The organism is Streptomyces sp. NPDC003943 (assembly GCF_053605265.1).
The window spans coordinates 34,328-54,996 of sequence record NZ_JBSGIW010000020.1; the positions used below are offsets into that span (position 1 = coordinate 34,328).

Consider the following 20,669-nt stretch of genomic DNA (forward strand, 5'->3'; position numbering starts at 1 on the left):
AGACTCGGAAGCAACATCAACGCCCCGGCAGCACAACCGAGTTCAAGGACGGACGTCTCTCGGCTGACGACCTCACCATGACCGAAAGTGAGCCGTGAGGTGGGAAGCGAGAGCTCAGAGCCGTGAGCTGTAAGCCGCGAACGGGCCCTGACGGTAAGTCAACTCCCCGCGCTCGATCAGCTTGCGGCCTCGCCGCGCGCCTGGAGTGCCTCCCCATAGGCGCGCTCGGCGCGCGACGGCGAGAAGTCGAGGCGGACGAGCACGCCGGGGACGGTGATGGCACTGACGATGGTCCGCATGAGGTCGGAGACCCGCTCCACCATGTCGGCGTGCTTGGTCATGATCTTGGAGAGGACCTGCACGCCGGTGAAGCTGCCCGTGAAGAGGCTGGCGGTGGCGTGGATGTCCACGTGCGGCAGCAGCTCGCCGGCCTCCTTCGCCTTGCTCAGGACGTCCACGTTGTGGTCGATCCAGCCCTGCATCGGGACCCGGCGGTCGAGGCCGTCGTGCGGCGAGCCCTGGTCCACGGTGAGGCGGACGCTGCCGCGCACCATGGGGTCGGCGATGTGCAGGAGGTGGGCGAGGACGAGGGCCTCGTCGGTGAGCGTCTGGAGGAAGAGCTCGCGCTGCGGTACGGGAGGCAGGGCCGCGACCTGGCCGGCGAGGACCTCCTGGGCGAGCTCCTCCTTGGAGGAGAAGTGGAAGTAGAGGGCGCCCTTGGTGACCCCGCACCTCTTCAGCACCTCGGAGATCGTCGCGGCCTCGTAGCCGACCTCGTCGAACAGTTCGGCCGCCGCGAGCACGATCTTCTGACGTGTGCGGATGGCGCGTTCTTGCTGTGCCACTACATCCTCCGTACCTCACGGTGCGAAGTAGACCGTAAGGCTGGCGTTTCCAACCGGATGCTTCACGCGTCCACAATTCGAGAGTAAAACCACCCAACCGGTTCGACAGGAAGCGGAAACAAAACCGGTTGGTCCGTATCGTAAACGTTCGCGTGTGGCAGGTCACCAGCCTCCTTGCGGCGACGGGCAGTTAACCCTCCGTCGGCTCGGCGATGCGCCGGAGCAGGGCCACGGCCCCCGCTCGTACGTCCGCGGGGAAGAACCGCGCGTCGACCTCCTCCACGACGGCGATCGCCCGCGGCGCCAGCTCCGCCCCAGCCGCCGTGACGCGCAGCCGCTTCGCCCGGGTGTCCACCGGATCGACCTCCCGCTCGACGAGCCCCTTGGCCTCCAGCGCCTTCAGCACCTGCGACGTCATCTTCACGTCGGTCCCGGCCTGCCGCGCCAGGGCCTGCTGCTGCGGCCGCTCGCCACGCCCGTTGAGCCACCAGGCGCAGGCGAGCAGCACGAACTGCACATGCGTCAGCCCCAGCGGCGCGAGCGCGGCCCCGATGTCCCGCTGCCAGCGCAGCGTGGCGTGCCAGAGCAGAAACCCGGGGCTCTCCTCCGGTTCGAGCGCCGCCATCAGCGCTCGGCCGCCTTCACCAGCGCCGCCATCGTGTCGGGCCAGTCCCCGGTCACCGCCGGCCCCACCTGCGGCCCGAGCTCGTCCACGCCCTCCCCGGTGATCTCCATCCGGTACGTGACCCGCGTCCGCGCCCGCTCGCCCGTCTCGACCCGGTGCATGGTCCGCAACACCAACCCCCCGAACCGCGCCTCGTCGACGAACCGCTCCCCGGCAACCGCCTCGGTGACGACCAGCTCGACCGCCTCCTCCGTCCCCGGGTTCATCACGATCCCGGCACCCTCGCCGAACGGCCGGTCGATCGCGATGCCCTTGATGTCGGCGTTCCACTCCCCCCAGTTCTCCACATCGGCCCACAGCTCCCAGACGGCCTGCCCGGTCGCCTCGGTCTCGACACTGTGCTCGTACGCCCACATAGCGATCCCCGTCCCTCGTCCCCATTTAATCTATGCACAGACTATCTTCGCGCAGACCATCCGTCCAGAGGTTTCCCGGCTTCCTCCCGGACTCCCCGGCCACGCCCGGCCCACCCGCTACACTGTCGAGCGTTGTATCCCGCCTTCGTAGCTCAGGGGATAGAGCACCGCTCTCCTAAAGCGGGTGTCGCAGGTTCGAATCCTGCCGGGGGCACAAGAAGAAGGGCCGGCTCAGGGGCAATTTCCCCGAGGCTGGCCCTTTCTCATGATCACGGCCGTGCCACCTACGTGCCAGAAGGCGACGGATCGCCGCTCCCCCGGGCCTGGCGGATGATCTCCCCGAGCTTCCCCGCGATGTGCTGATCCCGGTCGCTCGTCATGTGCTGGTAGATCAGAGAGGCCCGCGTGGTGCTGTGCCCCATGCGCGTCATCAGCTCCCGGGTGCTCGCCCCCGCGATGGACGCCAGCGTGTTGTCCGTGTGCCTCAGATCATGAAAGTGCGCGCCGTCGGAGACGCCGGCCTTTGCCTTGGCCGCCACCCAGTCATCCCGGAAATTGCTCCGCTCCTGGGGGACTGCACAGTCGTTGTGGACAGGGGCGGGATGATCACCGCCGTGACGGACGATCGTCTTGCCTACGTGGCACCACGAGCCCGCGAGGCTCTCGCGGAGTCGGCTCCTGAGTCGGAGGAGCGGAGGAGAGCCCATCAGGCCCTCGTCAGGGAAGACCGCGGTGTTCGGAACACGCCAGGTGGGTACTGGGTGGCAGCCGCCGACCCGGCAGCAGCAAGCCAGGCTCTCACCGGTACGGAGAACGCATCCCATGTTCGTAGAACAGCCCTGCTCACTGATGGCGCGGCGCGACTCGTGACCACGTTCCATGCGACCGACTGGCAGGGCTGTCTGGATCTACTCACCCACAGCGGCCCCCAAGACGTGATCCGGCGAATCCGCGAAGCGGAGCAGTCCGACCCCGACTTGAGCCGATGGCCCCGGAGCAAGCAGAACGACGACGCGACGATCGCGTACATCCACCTCTAGGGACCTGTTACAGGTTTCTCCACCTCATCAAGGCACCCGGCTGCGCTGCCGCTCCGCCGGGCGGGCTTCCCGGCTCCGCTCCGCGCGACGCTCCTGCCTGCGGCCCGCTCCGCGCGCGCTGCGCCGACGCCCGCCCCTGCAAGACGGGACAGGCCCAAGGGCATGAGTTCGAGCCCCAACGGCCGCCGGGTTCCCACGGTCACCGACATGCCTCCGGCGGGCGCGCTCCGACTCCGGGATGGCGGGGGCGCCGTACGCGAGTGCCGGCCGGTGGGGTGCTGAGGCGGGGAACTCCCATCCCGTCTGCCATCGGCCCAGGACAAGCCGAGCAGCCACGGCACCGGGCGTCCAGGTCGTTCGTACAGTGGCGCGCTCCACCTGGACGCCCGGCACCGCGCCCCCTCCACATGCGTGTGGGCCGACGGCAGACGGGATGGGAGTCGAGGGTGGGTGGTGGTGATGTGGGCGGGCTAGTTCACGTCTGGGCTTCGACGCTCGATCAGGACCACGTCACGCCAGGTTCCGTGGTGACGACCGAGGCGCTCGCGCGTTCCGACCGTGCGGAACCCGGCCCGGTGGTGAAGGGCCAGGCTTGCCGTGTTCTCCGGGAAGACCCCGGATTGGACGGTCCAGATGCCGGCTGCCTCGGTCGAGGCCAGGAGGGCCTGGAGCAGGAGGAGGCCGACTCCTTGACCGCGCGCGTCAGGGTGCACGTAAACGGAGTGCTCCACCACGCCCGCGTATGCGCAGCGGTCCGAGACGGGCGCCACGGCAGTCCAGCCGACGACATCGTCCGTCGAGCCAAGAGCGACGAAGCGGTGTTCCGGCAGGCGGGAGGAGTCGAACTGCGCCCAGGTGGGCGCAGCGGTCTCGAAGGTGGCGTGCCCGGTGTCGATTCCGAGCTGATGGATCGCCAAGACCTGTTCGGCGTGTTCAGGCCGCATGGTGACGATGCGTGCGGCGGCGTTCATGGGCGCGGCTCAATGCCGAGTTCGCCCAGCAGGCCGCGGATGCGCTGCTCGATGGCGTCGCGGATCGGGCGGACGGCGTCCACGCCCTGGCCGGCGGGGTCGTCCAGCTTCCAGTCGAGGTAGCGCTTGCCGGGGAAGTACGGGCAGGCGTCGCCGCAGCCCATGGTGATGACCACGTCGGACGCCTGCACGGCTTCGGTGGTGAGCACCTTCGGCGTCTCGGCCGAGATGTCGATGCCGACTTCCGACATGGCCGCGACGACGGCCGGGTTCACCGTGTCGGCGGGGGCGGAACCGGCTGACCGGACCTCGACCCGGTGGCCGCCGAGGTGGGCGAGGAAGGCGGCGGCCATCTGGGACCGGCCCGCGTTGTGGACGCAGATGAACAGGACGGACGGGATTTCGGGAGTGGTCACGGGCGGACTTCCTGGGTCGGGGTGGTTCAGCGGCCGGCGGTGGCGAGTCCGGGTTCGCCGGTCGAGGCGGGCGCCGCCTCAGGCGTGGGCGCGGAACGGCCGAAGAGGGCGAGCGCCAGGGCGACGCCGACGCCGGCCCCGAGGAGCTGGGCGGCGATGAAGGGTGGTACCGAGGCTGGGGCGATGCCCGCGAAGGTGTCCGAGAAGGCCCGCGCGATGGTCACGGCCGGGTTGGCGAAGCTGGTGGACGAGGTGAACCAGTAGGCCGCGCCGATGTAGGACGCGACGAGAACCGGGCCGAGACGCTGCTGGGCCGTCCGTCCCAGGCCGAGGACCAGGAGGACGAGGCCGGTGGTGGCGACGATCTCGCCGAGCCACAGGTGACCGGCGGACCGGTCGTGGGTGGAGAGCCGGACGAGGGGTTCGGCGAACATCGCGTTCGCCAGCACCGTGCCGCCGATGCCGCCGGCGATCTGCGCGGGCACGTACGCCCCTACCGCGCGCAGGTCCAAGCCGTCCCTGTCACGGCGTCCGGTCCACCACACGGCGAGGGTCACGGCCGGGTTGAAGTGGGCCCCGGAGACCGGGCCGAGCAGCGCGATGAGCATGCCGAGGCCGAAGACGGTGGCAAGGGAGTTGGCGAGCAGCTGGAGGGCCACGTCGTGGGTCAGCTCGGTGACCTGTATGCCGGAGCCGACCACGATCGCGACGAGGGCGGCGGTACCAATGAGCTCGGCCAGGGCACGGCGGCCGAGGGAGGGCGTCATCTGATCGCTCCGGCCGGTACGGCTTCGGCCGGCGTCTGGAGGAGGGAGGAGAGCCGGGCCAGGGCGGCGGGCAGCACCCAGTAGTAGACCCAGGTACCACGACGTTCCGAGCCCACCAGACCGGCTTCCCTCAGCACCTTGAGGTGGTGGGAGATCGTCGGCTGAGACACGTCGAAGGGGCCGGTCAGGTCACACACGCAGGCTTCGCCGCCCTCGTGTGAGGCGATCAGCGAAAGCAGCCGCAGCCGGATCGGGTCCGACAGGGCCTTGAACATCTTGGCCAGGTCGACGGCGACTTCTTCGCCCAACGGCTCACGGACCATCGGCGAGCAGCATGCCCCCTGATCGTCCTGCCCGATCAGGGGCAACTCTGATTTCGACATGCGTCTATGTTGACATCCATCTAATCCAGTGGCAACGTCGACCTCACCAAGCTGTATCGACAGACATCGAAACAGCATCGGATCGTGAAGATCAGGGAGACCGCCATGTCCCGCGTCCAGCTCGCCCTTCGCGTCGCCGACCTCGAAGGCTCCGTCGCGTTCTACTCGAAGCTGTTCGGCGTCGAGCCCGCGAAGCGGCGCCCCGGATACGCCAACTTCGCCGTGTCCGAGCCGCCGCTCAAGCTCGTCCTCATCGAGGGCGAGGCAGACGAGGACACCCGGCTCGACCACCTGGGCGTGGAGGTCGAGAGCACCGACCAGGTCACCGCGGCCACCACACGCCTGAAGGACGCCGGACTGGCCACCTTCGAGGAGAACGACACCGCGTGCTGCTACGCCCTCCAGGACAAGGTCTGGGTCACCGGCCCGGGCAAGGAGCCCTGGGAGGTCTACGTGGTCAAGGCCGACGCCGACACCCTGACCAAGGCCGCCGAGGCCGCTCCCGACGCTTGCTGCGGCACCGCGGCATGCTGCACCCCGGAGGAGCAGGCCCTCGACGCGGCGCAGTCGCCGGCGCAGGCGAAGGCAGCTGCCGGCTGCACCTGTGGAGGCTGAGCCCAGGGCATGCCACATCCGTGCCAGATCGCGCGGGGACTCACGGGGAACGAGGGGCGCCCACGGAGCCTGCGCGGTGGACCGGCCAGCTCAACAATCATGGGTCCCACTCGGCCTCGGACGACTCGTCCGGGGCCGTTTGCGTGCCCTCGTCGGCACGGCCGAAGGCGCCGCCGCTCCCCATGAAACCGCCCTCGGTGATCACGCCTGGCGGTGAGTCGGTCGCCGGCAGGGGTGCCGAGAGGCCGACCTGTTTTCGAGGCGGAGGCAATGGGATCCCGCCTATCCCGCAGGAGGAATTCCACACTCCGGATTAATACCCCAGACATGAGCAATCGGGATAAAAGGCCTTCCCTTCGGTGTCGATCCACCGAGGGCGGCGCACCGGATTCCATTTTCGCTGCCCAGAGTGCCCGATTCCGCAGCCCTTGATCGCCGCGAGTCACTCCCGTATCACATGTTGCGCGCCTGCACCTCGGAACGAGAAGTGTTGACGCACGGCAGCTTGCGCATCGGCGATATCCATAACTGTCGTTGTTTCGTTCGATCGGCCTCAGTTACGTTCAACGCGGCAATTGGCCATCACCGAAAGGGAAAATATGTTCACGCGAAAGACCCTGGCTGCTTCCTTAGCCTCCGTGGCCTTGGCCGGCGCCGGAGTTCTGGCCATGACGGCGCCGGCTCAGGCCGCTGTCCCGGGCACCGAGCAGTTCCGGAACGTCGCCACCGGATTCTGCCTGGACAGCAACGCCGCGCAGGCCGTCTACACCCACGACTGCAACACGGGCGCCTACCAGAAGTGGACGGTCTCGTCCGTCAGTGGTGGCTACACGGTGAAGAACCAGGCCACCGGGTTCTGCCTGGACAGCAACGCCGCGCAGGCCGTCTACACCCTGTCCTGCAACGGCGGCAGTTACCAGAAGTGGACCATCAGCTACAGCGGTTCCGGCTACGTGCTGAAGAACGTCGCGACCGGCTACGCGCTCGACAGCAATGCGAACAAGCAGGTCTACACGCACTCCTACAACGGGGGCAACTACCAGAAGTGGAGCTGAGCTCCACGCGCTGAGTGTGAGTGTGAGTAAGACCGAGGCCCGCCCTGTCGCAGAGGGCGGGCCTCGGCCCGTTCAGGGCAACGGCTCAGGACGTGGGCGGATGTCAGTCGCTCAGGGACGCCCCGGGTCGGTGGGGCTCCGCAGGACGATCATTCCGCCTTCGTCGTAGACGCTGCGCCAGCCATTCTCCTCGGCCTGCCGGATGACGGCAACGACCCCGCCGGCGGGAAAGGAATCGTCGGTGTCGGCCACGATCCATGTGATGTCCTTGTGCCTGGTCAGCACACCGTCGGCGACGAGGTGAACGGTCGCCCGGTCGGTGAGGTGCGGGGCGAGGCTGTTGCTTGCGGCCACTCGTGCGCCTGCGGGGACCAGGTCGATCGCGCTCCGGGCCGCCGTCTGGCGGTCGCCGTCCCGCCAGAACCCCGGGACCACCAGGTCGCGGAGCGGCTGTGCCGGGAGCAGGGCCACCGCCACCGCCAACGGCACGAGGACCGGCAGGCGCACTCCCCTCCGCAGGACGTCGATGAGGGCGATGAACGCAATGGGCATGAGAACGGCGGAGTAGTGCAGCTCCGTCCCCCAGTACGCCGGGTTCGGCGAGAAGAGGCGCCACGCCAGCGTCGGCAACAGAAGCAGGGCGAACGGGCTTCGGAGCGCCAGGCCCGCGGTGACCGCGAGAAGCGCGGCGAGGGTGAGGGTCTTCGCCGGCCAGCCGTCCAGCATCCCGTACGCCTGTTGCTGGGCCAGGTAGCCGTACCGGCCGTCAGGGGCGAGGGCGGGAATCACCACGAGAACGGTCAACGCCGTACCGACGATCGCCGTTCCGCCGAGCAGAAGGCCGGCCCGGCGATGGTGGCGAAGGATCAGGAGGGCGAAGAGGGCGGTCGTGGCTCCCAGGTCCTCCTTGACCAGGAGGAGGGCGGCTGCCCACCAGGCGGCGGGAACCCATCGCCCGTCGAGGTACGCGCGGCCGGCGAGTGCCAGGAGCGGCACGGCGAAGGCGACTTCATGGAAGTCGAACGCGACCAGCTGCTGGAGTCCCCAGGAGAATCCGTAGGCCAGACCCAGTGAGAAAGCGGCCCAGCGGTGTCGCAGATGCAGTTGTGCCGCACGAGTGATCACGTACGTGGAGCCCGCCATGAGTGCCGCTTGCGCGGCGAGCAGGGTCTCCACGTGTGGCGCCACCAGATAGAGGGGGGCGAGGAGGGCGAGGACGGGGTGGAAGTGGTCACCGAGGAGCGGATACGAGTCGCCCGTGAAGCCAGGGGGAGCGGTGGCCGTCCGGATCTCGGAGACCGGCCATCTCCCGTCCGCGTAGGAGCGCACCGCCTGGTCGAAGATTCCCAGGTCATAGCCGGTCGTGCCGAACCGGCCGTGCTCACGGAGGGCATAGGCCGCGTAGGCGAGGAACACCACCACGGCCAGGGCAGCCGGCAGCGACCGCCGCCCCGCGGAGTGCCGCCGCTGAACCCTGAGGGGTTCGCGCGGCGGACTGGGCAGGACACGTGCGGTGGTCGACAGCATGGGCCAGATGGTGCGGGGCGTCCGCTGAGGATGAGCTGAAGAAGGCTGAGGATTTCCTCAGCTCGGGTTCCGCTGCGCGCGACATACTGGGGCCGTGCGAGTGCTGGTGATCGAGGACGAAGAGCGGCTGGCCGCCTCTCTGCAGCGCGGCCTGTCGGCGGTCGGTTACGCCGTGGACGTGGCCCACGACGGCGTCACGGGACTGCACATGGCACGGGAATTCCCGTACAGCGCGGTACTGCTGGACATCATGCTTCCCGGACTCAACGGCTACCAGGTGTGTTCACGGCTCCGCGCCGAGAAGAACGACGTGCCCGTGCTCATGCTGACGGCGAAGTCGGGCGAGTACGACGAGGCCGAGGGACTGGATACGGGCGCCGACGACTATCTGGCAAAACCCTTCTCGTACGTGGTTCTTGAGGCGCGGCTTCGCGCTCTGCTCCGCCGCGGCGGTTCACGGACCCCGACAATTCTCGAATCAGGCGATCTCTGGCTGGATCCCGCCCGTCGAGCGTGCGGCCGAAAACAGACGCCGATCTCCTTGACCCCGAAGGAATTCGGCGTGTTGGAGAGCCTGCTGCGGCACAGCGGAGAAGTGGTGACCAAGCACGATCTGCTGGAAGAGGTATGGTCCGCGGATTTCATGGGCGACCCGAACATCGTGCAGGTCTACATCAGCGCGGTCCGGCGGAAGATCGATGTGCCCTTCGGAACCGAATCCATCGAAACAGTCCGAGGAGGGGGCTATCGCATCCGTGATTCGAGCAGCGGCTGACGTCGGCGTACGGCCACCGCGCCCCGCCTGGGTCACGGCCCTCGCGTCGGCTCTCGGGGTCGTTCTGGCAGTCGCGTGGCTCCAGTACGCCGACCACCTCGCCGGACCGCTCGCTCCCGCGGGGCCCGAGCGTTTCGCCACCGATCGCATCGGACCGCAGATCGAGCTCCTGAGCCGGCCGGGCCTCTTCCTCGGTACGGCCTGCGTGGCACTGGCGTGCTGGTTCTCCGCCAAGGGCCACAGCACAGCGGTACGCGTCCGCACGTCGGCCGCCGCCGCCGGCTCGGCGTCCGTGCTCTACTTCACACAAGTGCGGTGGGTCGAGCACTACAACTCCGTCCTCCCCTTCGACACGGCGGACGCCACCCTCTCGTGGGGACTCCTCTTCGTCGCACCGACGACCGGGCTTCTCGCCGGCATGGCCGCGTGGACCGCCCTGGGCAACGGCGCGCCGCGCATCCCGTTCCGAAGCCGTCTTGTCCTCACAGCCGCGGTGACCAGCGCGGCGCTGCTGCTCCTCGCCGTCTATCTGCTGCGTCAGGTGCAGTACCAGTGGGGCAACATCGACACCGTCTACTGGGTCGCGCTGACCACCGGCGCCCCGGCCGTCGGCATGCTCACCGGCCTTCTCACCCATGTCACCGCCGGCCGCTCTCTCCGGCCCGTCGAGGCGATCCGTCGGCAGCTGGCCCACATCACCAGCCACTCCCTGGACCAGCGCGTCCCCGTCCCGGAGACGGACGACGCCATCGCCCGGCTGGCGCGCACGACGAACGACACCCTCGACCGGCTGGAGCAAGCCTCCACCCGGCAACAGCAGTTCGTCGCGGACGCCGCCCATGAGCTCCGCAGTCCTCTGGCGGCCGTGCGTGCGCAACTCGAGTCGGCGCTACGGCACCCGGAAGGCATCGACTGGCCGTCCGTCGTGCGTGAGTCGGTGGCGGACGTCGTTCGCCTGCAGGCCCTGGCCGACGACCTCCTTCTGCTCGCGCAGATGGACGGCTCTCCGCGTGCCGCCCCGGCAGCCGAGGAAGTCGACCTCTCCCCCCTCGCGGAAGATCTGGTCCGGGAACACCAACATCTGCCCACCGCACGAGGGCTGACGCTGACGTGCGAGGTTCCGTCCCGCGCGATCGTCCGCGGGAACGCGATACAACTGGAGCGACTGCTGCGCAACCTGCTCGGCAACGCCTGCCGGCACGCTCGCCACCGCGTCACCGTCCGCGCATCGGTCGAGGCGGGGACGATCGTCGCCGAGGTCACCGACGACGGCCCCGGCATTCCGCCCGCCGACAGGGAGAAGGTGTTCGAGCGCTTCACCAGGCTCGACGAGGCACGGGCGCGCTCCGACGGCGGTGCCGGCCTGGGTCTGCCCATCGCCCGGGAGATCGCCGCTCGGCACGGAGGAACACTCGTGGCCGCGGACAGCGCCCAGGGGGCTCGGCTCGTGGTCCGCATCCCCCTGCGCAGCGGGTCGGAGGCTCCGGCCCGCAGCGCATGAGGCCGCCGGCCCGGGAATCCTCATCACGGGCAGACGAAGGTCCGGCCGCCCGGCGGCTTGATCTAGAGCGCACTCCAGCATCTAGCGTCGCGCTGTCGAACGATCGAGCGGTCGGGCAGGGGAGAACATGAGCGTTTGGTTTGTCACCGGGGCGGCGCGGGGGCTCGGGGCCGCCATCACCCGGGAGGCGTTGGGGCGAGGGCATCGCGTGGTCGCGACGGCCAGGGACGTGGCGGCGGTGCTGCGGGCGTATCCGGAGCAGCCGGCGGGGCTGTTGGCGGTGCGGGCGGACGTGACCGAGGCCGGGGAGTTGGCCAAGGCGGTGGAGGCCGGGGTCGCGGAGTTCGGCCGGATCGACGTGGTGGTCTGCAATGCCGGGTACGGGCTCGTGGGCGCCGTCGAGGAGACGTCCGACGAGGCCGCGCGGGAGCTGTTCGACGTCAATGTGTTCGGGGTGCTGAACACCCTGCGGGCGACGCTGCCGACGTTGCGGGCGCAGCGGTCCGGGCATGTGCTGAACATCGGATCCGTGGGCGGCTTCGCCACCGCGCCCGCGGTCGGGCTCTACGGTGCGTCGAAGTTCGCCGTCGAGGGGATCTCCGAGGCACTGCACGGCGAGCTCGCCCCGCTGGGGGTCCGCGTCACGATCGTCGAGCCGGGTGGCTTCCGTACCGACTTCCTGAGCGGCTCCAGCATCCGGGTCGAGCCGGCCTCCATCGGCGACTACGCCGCCGGCGCCGGGCCGGTGCGCGAGGCGCTGGCGCAGGTCGACGGGCGCCAGCCGGGCGATCCGGTGAAGGCCGCCAGGGCGATCGTCGACGTCACCGAGGCCGCCGAGCCGCCGCTGCGGCTGCAGCTGGGCGGGGACGCCGTCGAGCGCGTCGAGGCGAAGCTGGAGCTGGTGCGGCGCGAACTCGACCAGTGGCGGCACGTCGCCCTGTCCACCGACCTCGCGTAGGACTCAGCGGCTCAGCGCAGTTCCTCCGGGCAGGCCGTGCCGCGCGGGAACAGCTTGTACGGGGCGCCGAGGCGGTACGTGCCCGGCTTCGGGGCCAGGAGCTCGGTCCATTCGTCGCCGTCCGCGTCCGGAGCCGACTTCAGCAGACAGCCCTCCTCGTTGGCGAAGACCCTGGGAGGCTCCTTGTCGGAGTCGGCGGCGGACTCGCGGGCCTTCTTCGATGCCTCCGTCTCCTGCGGGGGTTCGATCTTGGCTCCGTCGGCGTCGAGGAGCGCGAGCCACGGGGAGTAGGGGACGCGGATGCGGACACGGCCGGGGGCGTCGAGGTGGAGGACGACCTCGTTGGCCCCGGCGCGTTCGACGCGGGCGGGCGGGTCGGCGAGCGGCATCGGGTCGGTGACCTCGTAGAGCCGCCAGTTGTCGTCGGACCAGACCTGCCTGAGGTACGGCAGGCCGTCGTCGACCAGTTCGGCCTCGCGCTCGGCCCCCGAGTCCGGGGCGCCGGTCGGGAGGACGACGTAGTGGACGGCCCAGCGGTCGAGCCAGTCGTGGTAGTCGGCGGCGTTGAGGGTGTCGTCGTAGAAGAGCGGGTTGCGCTCTATGTCGGCCTGGCGGTTCCAGCCGCGGGCCAGGTTGATGTACGGGGCCAGGGCCGAGGACTCGCGGTGGCTGGAGGCCGGCACCACCTCGACGCGGGCCTGCTCGGCGCCGCGCACCTGGAGCTGGTTGATCAGCGGCGCGACCTCGCGCGCCCAGGAGGCGTCCGGGGCGGTGCGGATCACGTCGTCGACGCCCTTGAAGCCGATCCACACGTTGAGGCCGACGAAGGCCAGCACGATCGCGTACCAGCGGCGCGAGCGCGGCCGCGCGTACGGCAGGGCGGCGAGCAGCACCACGCCCGCGAAGAGCATCGAGAGCCGGGAGACGTTCGAGCCGATCTGCGAGTCGACCAGCCAGGTCAGCAGCGTGCCGGCCGCGTACACGGCCGCCGCCGTCCGCACCGTGCGCCACTCCCGGGGAACGAGGACGAGCACCAGGACGCCGAAGAGGAACGGCAGGCTCATCGACATCAACGACATCGGCTGCGTGCCCGAGAACGGGAACAGCCACGCCGAGAGCGCCACGACCGCGACCGGGGCGAGCCCGAGGGCGTACGCGCCCGGGCGCCGTTTGTTGAGGAAGAGCGCCGCCGCGACCACGCCCAGGAACAGCCCCGCCACCGGGCTGCACGCCGTCGCGATCCCGGCGAGCGGCGCGGCGACCGCCGCCTTCGCCCAGCGCCGGTGGCGCCAGCGGTGCGGCCAGCAGAACACCGCCGCGACCGCCCCCAGGGCGAACATCATGCCGAGCCCGAAGGTGACCCGCCCCGACAGCGCGTTGCACAGGAACGCGAAGACCCCGGCGAGCGCGCACGCGAGCGGATTGCGCACCGCCCGCACCCGCACCAGGATCAGCGCGGTCAGGCCCGCCGACAGCGTCCCGGCGATCATCATCGTCGAACGCACGCCGAGCAGGGACATGACGTACGGGGACACCACGCTGTACGAGACCGGGTGCATCCCGCCGTACCAGGCGAGGTTGTACGCCGAGTCCGGGTGCCGCCCGACGAACTCCGCCCACGCGTCCTGCGCCGCCAGGTCCCCGCCGCTGTTGGCGAAGAAGAAGAACCAGAGGAGGTGCGTGACCGCGGCCACGGCCGTCGCGACCAGAACCGTGAAGCGGCGCTTGTCCCGCCAGGACGGGGATACGACGTCCAACGGCGCGGGCGGCCGCGGGGACGGCAGGTCTATTCGCGATGGTGAAGCAGAGTCCATGGGTCCGGCCTCGGTGGCGCGTGTCGGCTCGACGGTGGTCAAACTGCGGCCCTCTCCCCTGTCCCCTGCCTCTGCTGCCTTTCTCTCGTCCCCACCGAACGCTAACAGGCAGGCGCCCGGGTGGCTCCCGGGCGCCTGTCGCGTCGGTCCAGTCGGGTCATGCCTGGCCAGGTGGGACCGGCCGGGGGTCGGCCCGGCCGGGGGCATCCCCGGCCGGATCGGCCGCGCGGCCGGGTCGGCCCGGCCGGGGTCGCCCCCGCCGGATCAGCCCAGTCGGGTCAGCTTCTTGTCGTAGCCCGGCTCCGCCAGGTCCTTCTCCAGAGCCACCGGCGCGCTGACCTTGCCGGCGCCCGTGCCGATCGACACCTCGCCGACCACGTCACCGGCCTTGCCCTTGTGCGGTACGACCTTGCCGCCGGCGCCCAGCGCCAGGGAGACCTTCAGGCCCGGCCAGCCGATCGCCTTGACGTCCTTGGTCGCCACGACCGGCGTACGGCCGCCGAGACCGTCGTCCACGTAGCCGACGACCTGCCCCTTCTTCACGACGGCGGCGGAGGTGACCACCTTCTGCGCCTTCTGGATGACCTTGAGGCTGTACGCGATCGCCAGGTCCAGCTTCTGGTAGAGCTGCGTCGCGTCCTTGGCGCCCATCGTCACGCCGACGATCCGGCGCTTCTCGCCGTCGACCACCGTGTACGCGGCCCACAGCAGGTTGCCACCGGCCGGCGTCGACGAACCCGTCTTGATGCCCGCCACACCCGGCTCGAGAAGGATCGTGTTGTTGTTCTCGATCCGGGTCGGGATGCCTTCGACCGTCACGTTCGGCATGTCCACGACCTCGCGGAACACGTCGAACTGCATGACCGCCTTCGCCAGCTTCAGCTGGTCGAGCGGGGTCGACATCGTGGTCGACTGCAGACCGGACGGGTCCGTGTACGTCGACCCCGTCATCCCCAGCTCCTTGGCGGCGGCGTTCATCTTCGCGACGAACGCCTCCTCCGAGCCGGCGTCCCAGCGGCCGAGCAGCCGGGCCACGTTGTTGCCCGAAGGGATCATGAGCAGCTCGAGGAGCTCCTTCTCCGAGTAGCGCTGGCCCTCCTTGATCGGGGCCGTCGACTCGTCCTTCGCCTTCGCCTGCTCGCCGGCGGTCTTGTCGACCTCGATCTGCGGACCCTCCTCGTTCCCCTTGATGGGGTGGTCGCGCAGGATCACGTACGCGGTCATCGTCTTCGCCATGGACGCGATCGGAGCCGGCTTCTGCGCCCCGTACGTACCGAGCGAACCGACGCCCTCGACCTCGGCCGCGCCCTGGCCCTCGGACGGCCACGGGATGTCCGGCTCGCCGCCCTCGAAGGTGAACTGAGGAGCGGCGGAGAGCACCAGCTTGGGGTCCGGGAGCGGGCGCACGATCTGTACGACCGCAAACACGACCAGGAGGAGCAGGACCAGCGGGGTCCAGATCTTCACCCGGCGCACCGTCGTGCGCAGCGTGGTCTCCGGCGGCGGCGGAGTGTTCGTCAGCTCGGCGAGGATCTCCAGCGGCGGACGCGGCGGCAGCGGCTGCTGCTTGGTCCGCTCCGGCTCGGTGAGCGACGGGGGTACGGCGGCGGGCGCGGCCTGCGCGAACTTCGGCGCCGCCGGCGGCTCGGCCTTGGCGGCGGCCGCGGGTGCGGCTGCAGGCGCGGACGCGGGCGTGGACGCGGGCTTCTGCTGCTCCTGGGTGATGTCGCCCTGGAGCGGGCGGAAGGTGGACCTCGGCGGCAGCTTGAGCGCGGTCGTCGGCTGGTCGACGACCGGCGGCTTGACCGCCTTGAAGACGGCGGTCGGCTGGTCGACGGGCTGGGGCTTCGGATCCGGCTTGGCCTCGGCCTTCGACTCGGGCTCGGGCTTCGACTCGGGCTCGGCCGCCGGCTCGGGCTTCGCCTTGTCCTCGGCTTCGCCCTCCGGCTCGGGCTTCGGCTCGGACTTCTCCTCCGCCTTCGGCTCGGCCTTCTCCTCCGCCTTCGGCTCGGGCTTCGGCTCGGGCTTCCCCTCCGCCTTCGGCTCGGCCTTCTCCTCGGGCTTCGGCTCCGGCTCGGATTCCGACTCCGGCTTCGGCTCGCTCACGGCGGACTTGCGCACGGCGAACCACGACTCGCTCGCGGCGGGCGCCTCCGCCTCCGGCTCGGACTTCGCCCGGACCTCGGCCTCGGCCTCGTCCTCGCCCTGCTCCACGGACTCCTCGGCCTCGGCCTCGGCCTCGGCCGCCGCCTTCGCCGACGCCTCCCCGGCCGGCTCCACGGGCCCCTCGGCCTCGTCCGCCGACTCCGCCGAACCCCCGGCCTCCGCCGGCTCCGCCGGCTCGTCCTCCGGGGCCGTGCGCGGAGCCAGTGCCTTGAAGACCGCCGTCGGCTGGTCTACCCGGCCGCGGTCGCGGTCCTGGACGACCGACAGCCGCGGGTCCCGGCCCTCACCCTGCTCCGCCTTGTCGGGGGACTCGCCCGCCACCGTGCCTCCTCCGTGCCTTCACATGACTTCAACGAACGAACAACCAACAGTGTCCTGTGCGAACCCCTCGGCTCCCGTGCTAGACGAGAACGACATACCTACTGGTTCCCGGGCGAAGCGCCCAGGCACTCTCGACAGATGAATGTGAGAGGGGTCACCCTGTCATTCATCCACGCGGGGAGGCATGGATGGGCAGGAGCCGCAGAACTATTCCGGAGGAGCTTCTGCTGCTCGCTCTGGACCCGGCCACGGGTACCACAGCGCAGCCGCAGTCGCTCGACCTCGGCCTGGCCGGAGCACAGCTAGTGGAGCTGGCTCTGGCAGGACGGATAGCCCCTGACGGGGATCGTATCGCCGTGGTGATGCCACGGCCGACCGGAGATCCGACTCTGGACTCCGCACTGGAACTGCTGCGCAGGCGCGGCAGTCCGGTACGGGCCGTCCACTGGATCGGCGGGCCCCGACTGGGGCTGCGCCAGACGTATCTCTCGCATCTGGAGCGATGCGGCATGGTCCATGCCGTGGAGAGCCAGATGTGCGGGGTGTTGCCGACGACTCGCTACCAGGCGACGGACACGGCCATCAGCCGGGAGATCAGGGCCCGGCTGGACAGTGCGATCCGCACCGGCGTACCGCCGGACCCGCGGACCGCGGCGCTCGCCGCGCTGGCCCACGCGGTCGGTCTCGGCAAGCACCTGTACCCCGGCAACGAAGGACGGTCGTCGCGGTCCCGGCTGCGCGACCTGATCCGGCACGACCCGATGGGCGGCCTCGTGGCCCACGCCGTCCTCGACGTTCAGAACGGCGCGGGCGCCCAGCCACGCCGTAGCGCGACCGGCAACGCCGGCAGCACGACGGCGGGCGGCGCGGTGCCGTCCCAGCCGCGCCGGGGAAGCATGGCGCGCGTCGCCATGTGACCACCCGATCCAGCGGATCCACCCGATCCAGCGGATCCACCGGGTCCAGCGGACCCTCCGCACCACACCGCATCGCATCGCACCGCATCGCAAGACCCGAACCACCCAGGCCCCCGGCCCCCGGCCCCGCCCCCACGCGGTCGCCCGGGCCCCGGGCCCCACTCACCACCGGTCCACCGCCGGTCCGTCACCGGGCCGCACCGGGAGCCGCATACGTGTGCGGGGCGGTCGTCCTCACGACCGCCCCGCCCGCGCATCTCTGGTGGTTTTCCAGCGCACACCGCACCTTTGGTGGCAGTCTGCCAAGCAGTAGATACTCACAGCTACGCAGCCGACAGCCGGAGGTGCAGTTTCCGTGGCGTCCAGTGTCAACCCCACCGTCAGGCGACGCCGATTGGGACAGGAGCTGCGCCGGCTCCGGGAGGCGAAGAACATGACGGCCGAGCAGGTCGCGGAGCGCCTGCTCGTCTCCCAGTCGAAGATCAGCCGCCTCGAGAACGGCCGGCGTTCGATCAGCCAGCGTGACGTCCGCGATCTGTGCGGGGTGTACGAGGTCGAGGACGAGCGGGTGGTCGACTCGCTCATGCAGATGGCCAAGGACTCGCGCCAGCAGGGCTGGTGGCACGCCTTCGGCGACATCCCGTACAGCGTCTACATCGGTCTGGAGACGGACGCGGAGAGCCTGCGGGTCTACGAACCGCAGATCATCCCGGGGCTGCTGCAGACCCACGCCTACGCGGAGGCGGTGATCGCGGGCGCGCTGCCGGAGTCGACGCAGGCCGACATCGAGAAGCGGGTCCAGGTCCGCACCCGCCGCCAGGAGCGGATCAGGGAGGACGGCGAGCGTCCGCTGCGGCTGTGGGCGGTCATCGACGAGGGCGCGCTGAGCCGCGTGGTGGGCGGCCGCCAGGTGATGGTGGAGCAGCTGGAGCACCTGGTCGAGCAGTCGCACCTGCCGCACGTGACCGTGCAGGTGCTGCCGTTCCACATGGGCGCGCACCCGGGCATCAGCGGGCATTACGCGATTCTGGAATTCCCGGACACCTCGGACTCCAGCGTGGTCTACATCGAGGGCGTGACGAGCGACCTCTATCTGGAGAAGGCGCAGGACGTCGCCAAGTACAGCGTGATGTACGAGCACTTGCGGGCACAGGCGCTGAATGCGGACGACACGCGGGCGTACATCATGAAAATGGCGAAGCGGTACGCCGACGCCGGAACCGACCTCGACGGAGAATCGGACGAATGAGGGGCGAATGAGGAACTCCGCGGGCGTCCCGGCCTGAATCCCGTCATTCGGCGGCCATTCGACCGGGGCGCGGGGGGAAGAGGCCGGTACGGTACACCCCCGACTCACCGCGGCGGAAGCGCACTTGGAATATGCCATCCGGTCGAGTGAACGCCGGTCCCGCAGGACGGGGCGGGGCGAGTAGCGTCGATCACGCCAGCCAAGAACGTTGGCGGGAACCCGACGCACGTCTCGCAGAACCGGAGTTGAGAAGAATGGCCATTATCCAGGGCGCGACCGACAGCTGGACGAAGTCCTCGTATTCCGGCGGAAACGGCGCCTGTGTCGAGGTCAAGTCCCCCGTCGTGAACGCGATCGACGTGCGCGACTCGAAGGCACCGGAGGGCCCTTCCCTTTCTTTCGGACCGTCCTCGTGGAACGCGTTCGTGGGCGAGGTGAGCGCCGGGGCCGTGTGAGCCCGAGCGCCCTTCGTACCGCGTCAGCGCGGTCAGCGTCGCGATCCACGCGATCAGCGCATTACGGAATGAGCCCTCTCGACCGGTCCGCCGTCCTGGCCGAGGGGGCTCGGCGTTTTTCCGCTTCCGCCGACAGGCGTCACCTGAGCTCGTCCACGTACCGGTCCGTCCCCGGCACCGTCGGGACGAACGGCGCCACCAGCTCCACCCGGCCGCCCCACTCCGCGGAGGCGAGGTCGGCGAAACGGTCCTCCCAGCAGGTGCGCGGGTCGGCCTCCAGGAACCACAGCAGGGTCAGCCGGGTGTCGACGCCCTCCACCTGCTTCACGTACGTCATCCGGTCGCCGGGCAGCGGCGTGGGCCGGAAGACCGTGACCATCGCGGCCGGCGAGCCGGCGAGGCGCCGCGGCAGTTCGCGCGAGCACAGCCGCTCGACCAGTTCGGCCCGCTGCCCGGGCCCTTCCGTGTCGATGACCTGGAGGATGAGGCCGCCGTACGGATGGTCGAGGGCGTGGAAGTCGCGCGGCCCGGCGGCCCCGTCCCGGTAGACGGTCACCTCGTGGTCCTGGAACGAGGTGAAGACGTGGGTGCGGTCGTGGTAGACCCGGGCGTCGCGGTTGAGGCGCTTGTTGATGGCGACGGTCCACTTCATGTGCTCGTCGTAGCGGCCGTCGGTGATCCAGTACGTGGAGAGGTAGCAGCCGGCGGTGACCGGCTGGGCGACCGCGGACTTCTCCGGGCCGCGCAGGAGCTGGAGCTCGCGCGTCGCGACCCAGCGGCGGCCCGCGTACATCCAGGGCATGGCCATGGCGCCCGCGTAGTAGTGGTCGTCCTCGTACCAGCGGTTGTAGGCGTACTCGTGGCCCGGGTGCGGTTCCACCATGGTGATGAGGGCGTGGCCGGGGTGCACGCCGTACGGCCCGACCGCGGCCAGCTCCCCGTACGTCTCGCTCGTCCTCGGTTCGCTCATCCTCGTTCCCCTTCCCTTGTGGGCGACTCGGACCTACTCTGACGGACCGTCAGATGCTTGGCCAGGGTCGAGGAGGGCGTCGATGCTGCTTCAGGGAAAGACGGTCGTCGTGTCGGGCGTCGGCGCCGGGCTCGGGCACCGGATCGCCGAAACGGTGGTACGGGACGGGGGCCGGGCGGTCCTCGGGGCGCGCACCGAGGCCAACCTGGCCAAGTCGGCCGCCGAGATCGACCCGGACGGGACCAGGACCGCGTACCGCGCCACCGACATCACCGACGAGGCCCAGTGCGAGGCGCTGGCCGCGCTCGCGGTGGAGCGTTTCGGCGGGATCGACGCGGTGGTCCACGTGGCCGCCTGGGACTCGTACTTCGGCGGCCTGGAGGACGCCGACTTCGCCACCTGGCAGGGCGTGCTCGACGTCAATCTGCTCGGCACCCTGCGGATGACCCGGGCCTGCCTGCCCGCCCTCAAGGAGCGGGGAGGCTCGGTCGTCCTGATCGGCACGCAGTCGGCGGTGGCCGCGCCCTCGCAGGTGCGGCAGGCGGCGTACGCGGCGTCCAAGGGCGCGCTGACCTCGGCCATGTACTCACTGGCGCGCGAGCTCGGCCCGTACCGGATCCGGGTCAACACCGTGCTGCCGGGCTGGATGTGGGGGCCGCCGGTGCAGGCGTACGTCCAGTTCACCGCGCACACCGAGCAGGTCCCGGAGGCGGAGGTGCTCGCCCGGCTCACCGAGCGGATGGCACTGCCGGAACTGGCGACGGACGGCGACGTCGCGGCGGCGGCCGCCTTCCTGGCCTCGGACCGGGCGCGGGCGATCACCGGCCAGTCGCTGCTGGTCAACGCCGGCGAGCTGATGAGGTGACGGGGCGGGGGCGCCCGG

At 70.1% G+C, this 20,669-nt stretch carries 21 protein-coding genes, 1 tRNA gene and 1 pseudogene; 11 read left to right on the forward strand and 12 right to left on the reverse strand.

The window, feature by feature from the left end; genetic code table 11:
• Positions 1–176 precede the first annotated feature (176 nt).
• From ACWEV0_RS11580 to ACWEV0_RS11590, 3 genes are all read right to left on the reverse strand, one after another.
• Positions 177–845 carry a ScbR family autoregulator-binding transcription factor gene (locus ACWEV0_RS11580; protein WP_453148613.1) on the reverse strand — a complete coding sequence of 223 codons (669 nt, stop codon included), beginning with the start codon at positions 843–845 and terminating at the stop codon, positions 177–179.
• Positions 846–1,035: 190 nt separating this feature from the next.
• Positions 1,036–1,470 (reverse strand): MarR family winged helix-turn-helix transcriptional regulator, encoded by a 435-nt coding sequence (locus ACWEV0_RS11585; protein ID WP_453148615.1) that lies wholly within the window; start codon positions 1,468–1,470, stop codon positions 1,036–1,038.
• A complete protein-coding gene (locus tag ACWEV0_RS11590; protein WP_453148617.1) occupies positions 1,470–1,886 on the reverse strand; it encodes an SRPBCC family protein in 417 nt (138 codons plus the stop codon). Before ACWEV0_RS11590 ends, ACWEV0_RS11585 begins: the two co-directional genes overlap by 1 nt.
• A 141-nt stretch (positions 1,887–2,027) precedes the next feature.
• On the opposite strand from ACWEV0_RS11590, the gene ACWEV0_RS11595 reads away from it, so the two are divergent.
• A tRNA-Arg gene (locus ACWEV0_RS11595) sits at positions 2,028–2,100 on the forward strand.
• A gap of 70 nt (positions 2,101–2,170) precedes the next feature.
• On the opposite strand, the pseudogene ACWEV0_RS11600 reads toward ACWEV0_RS11595, so the two are convergent.
• Positions 2,171–2,449: pseudogene (locus tag ACWEV0_RS11600) on the reverse strand (tyrosine-type recombinase/integrase); the annotation flags it as partial.
• Between the two features lie 39 nt (positions 2,450–2,488).
• Here ACWEV0_RS11600 and ACWEV0_RS11605 point away from each other — a divergent pair.
• Positions 2,489–2,926: a hypothetical protein gene (locus tag ACWEV0_RS11605; protein ID WP_453148704.1), complete on the forward strand. Its 438-nt coding sequence runs from the start codon at positions 2,489–2,491 to the stop codon at positions 2,924–2,926.
• A 470-nt stretch (positions 2,927–3,396) separates the two neighbouring features.
• Here the strand turns inward: ACWEV0_RS11605 and ACWEV0_RS11610 are convergent, their stop codons facing one another.
• From ACWEV0_RS11610 to ACWEV0_RS11625, 4 genes are read right to left on the reverse strand one after another with little or no spacing between them, the layout of a single operon-like run.
• Positions 3,397–3,897, reverse strand: a complete 501-nt coding sequence (locus ACWEV0_RS11610; RefSeq protein ID WP_453148618.1) for an N-acetyltransferase family protein — start codon at positions 3,895–3,897, stop codon at positions 3,397–3,399.
• Positions 3,894–4,313, reverse strand: coding sequence for an arsenate reductase ArsC (locus tag ACWEV0_RS11615; RefSeq protein WP_453148620.1), 420 nt, complete (start codon positions 4,311–4,313; stop codon positions 3,894–3,896). The genes ACWEV0_RS11610 and ACWEV0_RS11615 overlap by 4 nt, the downstream gene beginning before the upstream one ends.
• Before the next feature lie 26 nt (positions 4,314–4,339).
• The gene (locus ACWEV0_RS11620) at positions 4,340–5,080 is read right to left on the reverse strand and encodes an aquaporin (RefSeq protein ID WP_453148622.1); all 741 of its coding nucleotides are present in this window, start codon (positions 5,078–5,080) and stop codon (positions 4,340–4,342) included.
• Positions 5,077–5,463 (reverse strand): ArsR/SmtB family transcription factor, encoded by a 387-nt coding sequence (locus ACWEV0_RS11625; RefSeq protein ID WP_453148624.1) that lies wholly within the window; start codon positions 5,461–5,463, stop codon positions 5,077–5,079. Before ACWEV0_RS11625 ends, ACWEV0_RS11620 begins: the two co-directional genes overlap by 4 nt.
• Positions 5,464–5,568: 105 nt before the next feature.
• Here ACWEV0_RS11625 and ACWEV0_RS11630 point away from each other — a divergent pair, with 105 nt between their 5' ends.
• Positions 5,569–6,078, forward strand: a complete 510-nt coding sequence (locus tag ACWEV0_RS11630) for an ArsI/CadI family heavy metal resistance metalloenzyme (RefSeq protein ID WP_453148703.1) — start codon at positions 5,569–5,571, stop codon at positions 6,076–6,078.
• Between the two features lie 668 nt (positions 6,079–6,746).
• Positions 6,747–7,133, forward strand: a complete 387-nt coding sequence (locus tag ACWEV0_RS11635; RefSeq protein WP_453148626.1) for an RICIN domain-containing protein — start codon at positions 6,747–6,749, stop codon at positions 7,131–7,133.
• A gap of 111 nt (positions 7,134–7,244) precedes the next feature.
• On the opposite strand, the gene ACWEV0_RS11640 is transcribed toward ACWEV0_RS11635, so the two are convergent.
• Entirely contained in the window at positions 7,245–8,660 is a 1,416-nt protein-coding gene (locus ACWEV0_RS11640; protein ID WP_453148628.1) for a DUF2079 domain-containing protein, read from the reverse strand.
• Between the two features lie 94 nt (positions 8,661–8,754).
• Between ACWEV0_RS11640 and ACWEV0_RS11645 the strand changes: the two genes are divergently transcribed.
• The 3 genes from ACWEV0_RS11645 to ACWEV0_RS11655 all read left to right on the forward strand — a co-directional run bounded on the left by ACWEV0_RS11645 (position 8,755) and on the right by ACWEV0_RS11655 (position 11,894).
• Positions 8,755–9,435: a response regulator transcription factor gene (locus tag ACWEV0_RS11645; RefSeq protein WP_453148630.1), complete on the forward strand. Its 681-nt coding sequence runs from the start codon at positions 8,755–8,757 to the stop codon at positions 9,433–9,435.
• The gene (locus ACWEV0_RS11650) at positions 9,416–10,936 is read left to right on the forward strand and encodes a sensor histidine kinase (protein ID WP_453148632.1); all 1,521 of its coding nucleotides are present in this window, start codon (positions 9,416–9,418) and stop codon (positions 10,934–10,936) included. The genes ACWEV0_RS11645 and ACWEV0_RS11650 overlap by 20 nt, the downstream gene beginning before the upstream one ends.
• 127 nt (positions 10,937–11,063) lie before the next feature.
• On the forward strand, positions 11,064–11,894 hold the full coding sequence (locus ACWEV0_RS11655) for an oxidoreductase (protein WP_453148633.1): 831 nt from the start codon (positions 11,064–11,066) through the stop codon (positions 11,892–11,894).
• Between the two features lie 11 nt (positions 11,895–11,905).
• Here ACWEV0_RS11655 and ACWEV0_RS11660 read toward each other — a convergent pair whose 3' ends face one another.
• A complete protein-coding gene (locus ACWEV0_RS11660; RefSeq protein ID WP_453148635.1) occupies positions 11,906–13,708 on the reverse strand; it encodes an MFS transporter in 1,803 nt (600 codons plus the stop codon).
• Positions 13,709–13,972: 264 nt separating this feature from the next.
• Positions 13,973–16,195, reverse strand: coding sequence for a D-alanyl-D-alanine carboxypeptidase (locus ACWEV0_RS11665; RefSeq protein ID WP_453148636.1), 2,223 nt, complete (start codon positions 16,193–16,195; stop codon positions 13,973–13,975).
• A 188-nt stretch (positions 16,196–16,383) separates the two neighbouring features.
• Between ACWEV0_RS11665 and ACWEV0_RS11670 the strand changes: the two genes are divergently transcribed.
• From ACWEV0_RS11670 to ACWEV0_RS11680, 3 genes are all read left to right on the forward strand, one after another.
• Positions 16,384–17,112: a GOLPH3/VPS74 family protein gene (locus ACWEV0_RS11670; protein WP_453148638.1), complete on the forward strand. Its 729-nt coding sequence runs from the start codon at positions 16,384–16,386 to the stop codon at positions 17,110–17,112.
• Positions 17,113–17,467: 355 nt separating this feature from the next.
• A complete protein-coding gene (locus tag ACWEV0_RS11675) occupies positions 17,468–18,361 on the forward strand; it encodes a helix-turn-helix domain-containing protein (protein WP_453148640.1) in 894 nt (297 codons plus the stop codon).
• 254 nt (positions 18,362–18,615) lie between these two features.
• A complete protein-coding gene (locus tag ACWEV0_RS11680) occupies positions 18,616–18,816 on the forward strand; it encodes a DUF397 domain-containing protein (protein WP_453148642.1) in 201 nt (66 codons plus the stop codon).
• A 139-nt stretch (positions 18,817–18,955) separates the two neighbouring features.
• Here ACWEV0_RS11680 and ACWEV0_RS11685 read toward each other — a convergent pair whose 3' ends face one another.
• A complete protein-coding gene (locus tag ACWEV0_RS11685; protein WP_453148644.1) occupies positions 18,956–19,786 on the reverse strand; it encodes a hypothetical protein in 831 nt (276 codons plus the stop codon).
• An 82-nt stretch (positions 19,787–19,868) separates the two neighbouring features.
• Between ACWEV0_RS11685 and ACWEV0_RS11690 the strand changes: the two genes are divergently transcribed.
• Entirely contained in the window at positions 19,869–20,651 is a 783-nt protein-coding gene (locus ACWEV0_RS11690; RefSeq protein WP_453148646.1) for an SDR family oxidoreductase, read from the forward strand.
• Positions 20,652–20,669: the final 18 nt, after the last annotated feature.

Coding starts and splice junctions, on each gene's coding strand:
- ACWEV0_RS11610 (WP_453148618.1), bottom strand. CDS start 3,897: ATGAACGCCGCCGCACGCATCGTCACCATGCGGCCTGAACACGCCGAA.
- ACWEV0_RS11690 (WP_453148646.1), top strand. CDS start 19,869: ATGCTGCTTCAGGGAAAGACGGTCGTCGTGTCGGGCGTCGGCGCCGGG.
- ACWEV0_RS11685 (WP_453148644.1), bottom strand. CDS start 19,786: ATGAGCGAACCGAGGACGAGCGAGACGTACGGGGAGCTGGCCGCGGTC.
- ACWEV0_RS11635 (WP_453148626.1), top strand. CDS start 6,747: ATGACGGCGCCGGCTCAGGCCGCTGTCCCGGGCACCGAGCAGTTCCGG.
- ACWEV0_RS11620 (WP_453148622.1), bottom strand. CDS start 5,080: ATGACGCCCTCCCTCGGCCGCCGTGCCCTGGCCGAGCTCATTGGTACC.
- ACWEV0_RS11630 (WP_453148703.1), top strand. CDS start 5,569: ATGTCCCGCGTCCAGCTCGCCCTTCGCGTCGCCGACCTCGAAGGCTCC.
- ACWEV0_RS11640 (WP_453148628.1), bottom strand. CDS start 8,660: ATGCTGTCGACCACCGCACGTGTCCTGCCCAGTCCGCCGCGCGAACCC.
- ACWEV0_RS11660 (WP_453148635.1), bottom strand. CDS start 13,708: ATGGACTCTGCTTCACCATCGCGAATAGACCTGCCGTCCCCGCGGCCG.
- ACWEV0_RS11590 (WP_453148617.1), bottom strand. CDS start 1,886: ATGTGGGCGTACGAGCACAGTGTCGAGACCGAGGCGACCGGGCAGGCC.
- ACWEV0_RS11605 (WP_453148704.1), top strand. CDS start 2,489: ATGATCACCGCCGTGACGGACGATCGTCTTGCCTACGTGGCACCACGA.
- ACWEV0_RS11670 (WP_453148638.1), top strand. CDS start 16,384: ATGGGCAGGAGCCGCAGAACTATTCCGGAGGAGCTTCTGCTGCTCGCT.
- ACWEV0_RS11585 (WP_453148615.1), bottom strand. CDS start 1,470: ATGGCGGCGCTCGAACCGGAGGAGAGCCCCGGGTTTCTGCTCTGGCAC.
- ACWEV0_RS11625 (WP_453148624.1), bottom strand. CDS start 5,463: ATGTCGAAATCAGAGTTGCCCCTGATCGGGCAGGACGATCAGGGGGCA.
- ACWEV0_RS11655 (WP_453148633.1), top strand. CDS start 11,064: ATGAGCGTTTGGTTTGTCACCGGGGCGGCGCGGGGGCTCGGGGCCGCC.
- ACWEV0_RS11680 (WP_453148642.1), top strand. CDS start 18,616: ATGGCCATTATCCAGGGCGCGACCGACAGCTGGACGAAGTCCTCGTAT.